The organism is uncultured Georgenia sp., from assembly GCF_937958535.1.
In the GTDB taxonomy this organism is placed as follows: Bacteria; Actinomycetota; Actinomycetes; order Actinomycetales; family Actinomycetaceae; genus Oceanitalea.
The window spans coordinates 1-5,232 of sequence record NZ_CALGNQ010000038.1 but is presented as its reverse complement, the minus strand read 5'-3'; the positions used below and the strand labels follow the sequence as shown (position 1 = coordinate 5,232).

Below are 5,232 nucleotides of genomic sequence, written 5' to 3'. Positions count from 1 at the left end.
TCGGTGGGGAGTGGGCTGTCGGTGGGGAGTGGGCGGCCGTCCCAAGGTGAGGGGTGGGGGAGGCGGGTGTGCTCGATGTCGTCGGGGCGTAAGGTGACCCGGCGCAGCACGGCGAGGACGTCGTCGTCGGGCTCCGCGCCGGTGACCGTGAGGACGATGCGGTCCCCGGCGAGGTCCGCCTTGAGCCGGGCGGCGGTGTCGTCGGCGATGAGCCGGCCCTGGTCCACGATCATCACCCGCTCGGCGAAGTGGTCGGCCTCCTCCAGGTAGTGGGTGGTGAGGAAGATGGTCATCCCGTACCGCTCGCGCAGGGTGAGGATGTGGTCCCACAGGTGGGCGCGGGACTGGGGGTCCAGGCCCGTCGTCGGCTCGTCGAGGAAGAGCAGCGGGGGTGCCGGGACCAGCCCGAGGGCGATGTCCACCCGTCGGCGCTGACCACCGGACAGGCTCATCGTCGTCCGGGTGGCGAGCTCACCGAGGTCGAGCACCTCGATGAGCTCGTCGGCGCGCCGGCGGCGCTCGGTCCGGTCGAGGCGGTAGAAGGCGCCCTGGGAGACGAGCTCGTCGCGCACCCGGTAGTACTGCGCGGCGCCGTTCTTCTGGCCGATGTAGCCGATCGAGCGGCGCACGGCGTCGGGCTCGGTGGCGATGTCGTGGCCGCAGACGGTCGCGGAGCCGCTCGTCGGGGGTAGCAGGGTGGTGAGCATCCGCAGGGAGGTGGACTTGCCGGCGCCGTTCGGGCCGAGGAACGCCGTGAGGGACCCGGGGGTGATGTCCATCGTCAGGTCGCGGACCGCGACGACCTCCCCACCTCCCCTCCGGTGGAACGTCTTGGAGAGCTCGCGAGCGCTGATGATCGGTGTCATGGGACGACGGTAGGAGTCGATGCGGTCAGATCCTGGCCGCGGTGCGCGCTAGGTTCGACGACATGCCCGACCCCACCGCCCGCACCCTGCGGCTCCTCTCCCTGCTCCAGACGCACCGCTCGTGGACCGGCCGCGAGCTGCGCGAGCGGCTCGGGGTGAGTGCGCGCACGCTGCGCCGCGACGTCGACCGGCTGCGCGAGCTCGGCTACGAGGTCAGCTCCCGGCCCGGCCTCGACGGCGGCTACCAGCTCGCCGCCGGGGGCCGGCTGCCCCCGCTCCTGCTCGACGACGAGGAGGCGGTGGCGATGGCGGTCGGGCTCCGGCTGGCTGCGGTCCAGGGGCTGGGCGAGCACACGGCGCTCAGTGCGCTGGTCAAGCTCGAGCAGCTGCTCGCCCCGCACCTGCGCCGCCGGGTCTCGGCGCTCGCCGAGTACGCCGTGCCGGCCGGCACCCGCGGCGCGCGGGTGGACCCCGAGCTCGTCGCGGAGCTGGCCCTGGCGTGCCGCGACCACGAGCGGGTGCGCTTCCGGTACGTGTCGGCGCTCGACGTCGAGACCTCCCGGCACGTCGAGCCGCACACCCTCGTCTCACAGGGCACGCGCTGGTACCTCGTGTGCTGGGACCTGGAGCGCACCGACTGGCGCACCTTCCGCCTCGACCGGATGGACGCGCTCCTGCGCACCGGTGTGCGGGTGCAGCCCCGGGCGCTGCCGGTGGCGGACCCGGCCGAGATGATCCTCGCCACCGACACCGAGACCGACCGGTACCCACTCGAGGCGGTGGTCCACCTCGACCTCCCGCTGCAGGAGGTGCACCACGTCTTCGGGGTGTGGGCCACCGGCGCCACGGCCGACGACGCCGGCGGCACCGACTGGCCGATCGGCGGCAGCTCCCTCGCCGACCTCGCCTACGCGACGGCGTGGATCCCGCCGGAGGTGAGCTGGACGCTCAGCGCCGCGCCTGAGCTGCGCGCCATGCTGGCGGCGTTCGGCGGGCGCCTCGCTGCCGCCGCCGGTGGGGAGCCGTGACCACGGCGGGACCCGCCCACCGGTGACCACATCGTGAGACAATGAGAGGTGGACGGCGACGACGACGTACCGCTCGCCGTCGCCCTCCGACGTCCCGGCGCGACCCGCCGGGCGACCGGACGCCGGCGTACCCCGCCGGCCGACCAGACACCGGCCCACCGGCCGGTCGACGGAAGGGAAGTGGTACCACCATGCATCGGACCATGCTCGGCGACGACTTCGCCCGCAGCATGAACATCCCCCTCGCGGACCTCGTCTACCTCCAGCGACGACCGGTCCCGCTGCTCCCGCGTCGGGTGCACCGTCGGCTGCACCGGCTGCTCGGCAACGACGCCGAACGCCCCACCGACCGCCGGCGGCACCACCGCCGCACCCACGGCACCAGGACGAGCTGACCGCGCAGCACGGGCCGGGCCGGTGGGCACCGACCGGCCGGCCCGAGCCTGTCGACGAACCGGACCGAGGTCCCCTGCGGCGGCACGCCGGCTCGGCGCGGCGTGCGGCGGGTCGCCGATGTGCCGGGTGTGACCTCGCAGCGTTCTCCTGCCGCCCCCCGAACGTGCGGGGCGAATAATCACGTGACACCCCGCGGGCACCCCTGGCAGAGTTCAGGTCATGGCTTTCCGACCGAAGCACTAGCAGGCCTCGTCGCCGCAAGGGATCCGACGACGAGGTCGCGATCCCTGCGCAGTCACTGAGCCATGCCGTCGACCGACGGCCCTCCAGTGCCGCCCTCGGGGGCGGCTCCGTCCACCACCACCAAGGGGAGAGTCATGTCCTCCATCATGCTCGGCGACATGTCCGCGAGCAGCATGGGAATGCCACTGGCGGACTTCGTCCACCTCCAGCGCCGTCCGGCCACGCGCGTCCTGCGTGCGCGGCGCCGTCGCTGGACCGGGATCGCGCCCCGCGCGGTCGTGCGCAACGCGTCGTTGCCCGCGGAACGGTGAGCACCGCCCACCGCAGTCGATCCCACCGGGCCCGGTACTCCAGCGGAGTACCGGGCCCGACGTCTGTCCGACGTCGTCACCCTCAGCCGGCTGCTCCTTCCGTGAGGAGAAGGTCCCGTGGACCCGGTGCTCCGCTCTCCGGCGATGCCCGCCGTCCTGCTGCATCGTGCCGAAGCAGAACACCGCCCCCGCATGAGGCGATGAGATCCGGCCGCACACCAGGTCCGACCCGGTGAGGGAAGGAGACCCGCATGCCGACACCGACGCTCGACCCCCGCTTCAGCGACCCCGCCGCCACCGCCCGCCCGTGGGCGGAGACCCTCGCCCTGCTCCGCGACGCCGAGCTCTACTGGTTCACCACGGTCCGCGCCGACGGCCGGCCCCATGTGACCCCTGTCGTGGGCGTGTGGCACGAGGACGGGCTGTGCGTCGTCACCGGGGTCGGGGAGCAGAAGGCCCGCAACCTCGCGCGCAACCCGGCCGTCGCCCTCACCACCGGGCAGAACACGTGGGCCCGCGGCACCGACGTCGTCCTCGAGGGACACGCGGAGCGGGTGATGGACGGGCCGGGCCTGGCCGCCGTCGCCGCGGCCTTCCTCGCCAAGTACGGCGAGGACTGGCGCTTCGAGGTGCACCGCGACGGCTTCGGCTCCGAGGGCGGGGAGGCGTGGGTCTTCCGCGTCCGGCCGGAGCGGGTGCTGAGCTTCGCCAAGGACCCGCACGGCCAGACCACCTACCGCTTCGCCGCACCCACCGGCACGAGGGTCACGTCCGGGGCGACGAGCCCGGCCCCGTAACCCCTGTCGAGCGGCGGGGTGAGCCGGCACTCGGTCACGAGGTCGTGGGCGACACCCACCGCCCACTCCACGGGCAGAGCCGCGGCACCGCTCACCGCAGCAGTGCGTCGACCTCCGGCGTGGCCGCGCAGTAGTCCTCGACGAGCTGCCGGGCCACCTCGGTGGAGTCGACGAGCGGGTGGTTGGCGAAGGCCCGCCACGCCAGCTCCCGTGACCCCTCCGCCAGCGCCCGCAGGACCAGCTGCTCACTCGCCTTGACGGTGGTGAGGAGCCCGGCCATCTCCCCGCCCAGCGGTGCCACCGCGTGGGGGTGCACGCCGTCGCGGTCCACCGAGCAGGGCACCTCGACGACGGCGTCCGGCGTGAGGTGCGGGACGAGCAGCTCACCCTCGCCGCGGGAGCCGTTGCCCACCCCGAGGATCATCGTCGCCGCCTCGCCGGTGGCCAGGCCGGTCATGAGGTCGAGTGCCACCTCCTGGTAGCCGCCGCCCTCGACGTCCTCCGCCCGCCGGGCGTACCGCTCCTCGCGGGGCCGGGACTCGCCCATGTAGCTCGCCTCGCGCTCGTGCCGGGTGCGGTCCCAGATCTCCAGCGCCCGCTCCGGCTCGGCCGCGGCGGCCCGGTAGAACCGGGTCTGCTGCGCGTCGAGGAACTCCCCGCGGGTGTGCTCCTCCGCGAGCACCCGGGCCAGCGCCTCACGGTGGCGGTAGTAGTAGAACAGGTACTCGTTGGGCACCGCGCCCAGCGCCCGCACCCAGTCGAAGCCGAGGATGCGGGCCTCCTCCACGCCGTCGAGCAGCGTGTCGGAGGCGAGGACGTCGGGCAGCACGTCCCGACCGTCGACCAGGAGCGTGCGCAGCCAGCCCAGGTGGTTGAGCCCGACGTAGTCGAAGCCGACGGTGCGTGGGTCCTGCCCCACGGCGGCCGCCACGCGGCGCATGAGCCCGATCGGGGTGTCGCAGATGCTCACCACCCGGTCGCCGAGGACGCCGCGCATCGCCTCGGTGAGGATCCCGGCCGGGTTGGTGAAGTTGATCGTCCACGCACGCGGGGCGCGGGCGCGGATCTCCTCGGCGAGCCGGAGCGCGCGGGGCACGGTGCGCAGCGCGTAGGCCAGCCCGCCCGGGCCCACCGTCTCCTGGCCGAGCACGCCGCGCCGTAGCGCGGTGCGTTCGTCGGACACCCGCCCCGCCGTGCCCCCGACCCGGATCGCGGAGAAGACGAAGTCCGCGCCGTCCAGCGCGTCGGGCAGGTGCGTGGTCGTGTGCACCGCGGGGGGCCGGGCCGCGGTCGCGGCGAGCTGGGCCAGGACGTTACCGATGACCTCGAGCCGCTGCTCGGAGACGTCGTAGAGCCACAGCTCGGCGACGCGCAGCCGGGCGTCGCCGGCGGACAGGGCCTGGAAGATCTGGGGGACGCGGAACCCGCCCCCGCCGATGACGGTGAGCTTCACGCCGTGACGGTAACAGCAGGGCCGGGAGGGACGCGTGGGGCGCATAGGATGACCGGCACACGGCGGGGCGGCGCACACGGCGGGCGACGGGCTCGGCCGACCGACCAGGGGAGCACAACGTGACCGAGGAGCAGGTGA

6 protein-coding genes are annotated in these 5,232 nt (G+C 74.0%); 4 read left to right on the top strand and 2 right to left on the bottom strand.

The window, feature by feature from the left end; genetic code table 11:
- Positions 1–866, bottom strand: an 866-nt coding sequence (locus Q0195_RS02180) for an ABC transporter ATP-binding protein (protein ID WP_299273941.1), incomplete at its 3' end; no start/stop codon positions are given.
- A 62-nt stretch (positions 867–928) separates the two neighbouring features.
- Between Q0195_RS02180 and Q0195_RS02175 the strand changes: the two genes are divergently transcribed.
- The 4 genes from Q0195_RS02175 to Q0195_RS02160 all read left to right on the top strand — a co-directional run bounded on the left by Q0195_RS02175 (position 929) and on the right by Q0195_RS02160 (position 3,641).
- Complete coding sequence (locus Q0195_RS02175; protein WP_299273939.1) at positions 929–1,894, top strand: transcriptional regulator; 966 nt, start codon at positions 929–931, stop codon at positions 1,892–1,894.
- 191 nt (positions 1,895–2,085) lie between these two features.
- The gene (locus Q0195_RS02170) at positions 2,086–2,289 is read left to right on the top strand and encodes a hypothetical protein (protein WP_299273936.1); all 204 of its coding nucleotides are present in this window, start codon (positions 2,086–2,088) and stop codon (positions 2,287–2,289) included.
- Positions 2,290–2,667: 378 nt separating this feature from the next.
- A complete protein-coding gene (locus tag Q0195_RS02165; protein WP_299273934.1) occupies positions 2,668–2,844 on the top strand; it encodes a hypothetical protein in 177 nt (58 codons plus the stop codon).
- A 251-nt stretch (positions 2,845–3,095) separates the two neighbouring features.
- Complete coding sequence (locus Q0195_RS02160; protein ID WP_299273931.1) at positions 3,096–3,641, top strand: pyridoxamine 5'-phosphate oxidase family protein; 546 nt, start codon at positions 3,096–3,098, stop codon at positions 3,639–3,641.
- Positions 3,642–3,732: 91 nt separating this feature from the next.
- Here Q0195_RS02160 and Q0195_RS02155 read toward each other — a convergent pair whose 3' ends face one another.
- A complete protein-coding gene (locus Q0195_RS02155) occupies positions 3,733–5,094 on the bottom strand; it encodes a 6-phospho-beta-glucosidase (RefSeq protein ID WP_299273929.1) in 1,362 nt (453 codons plus the stop codon).
- Positions 5,095–5,232 lie beyond the last annotated feature (138 nt).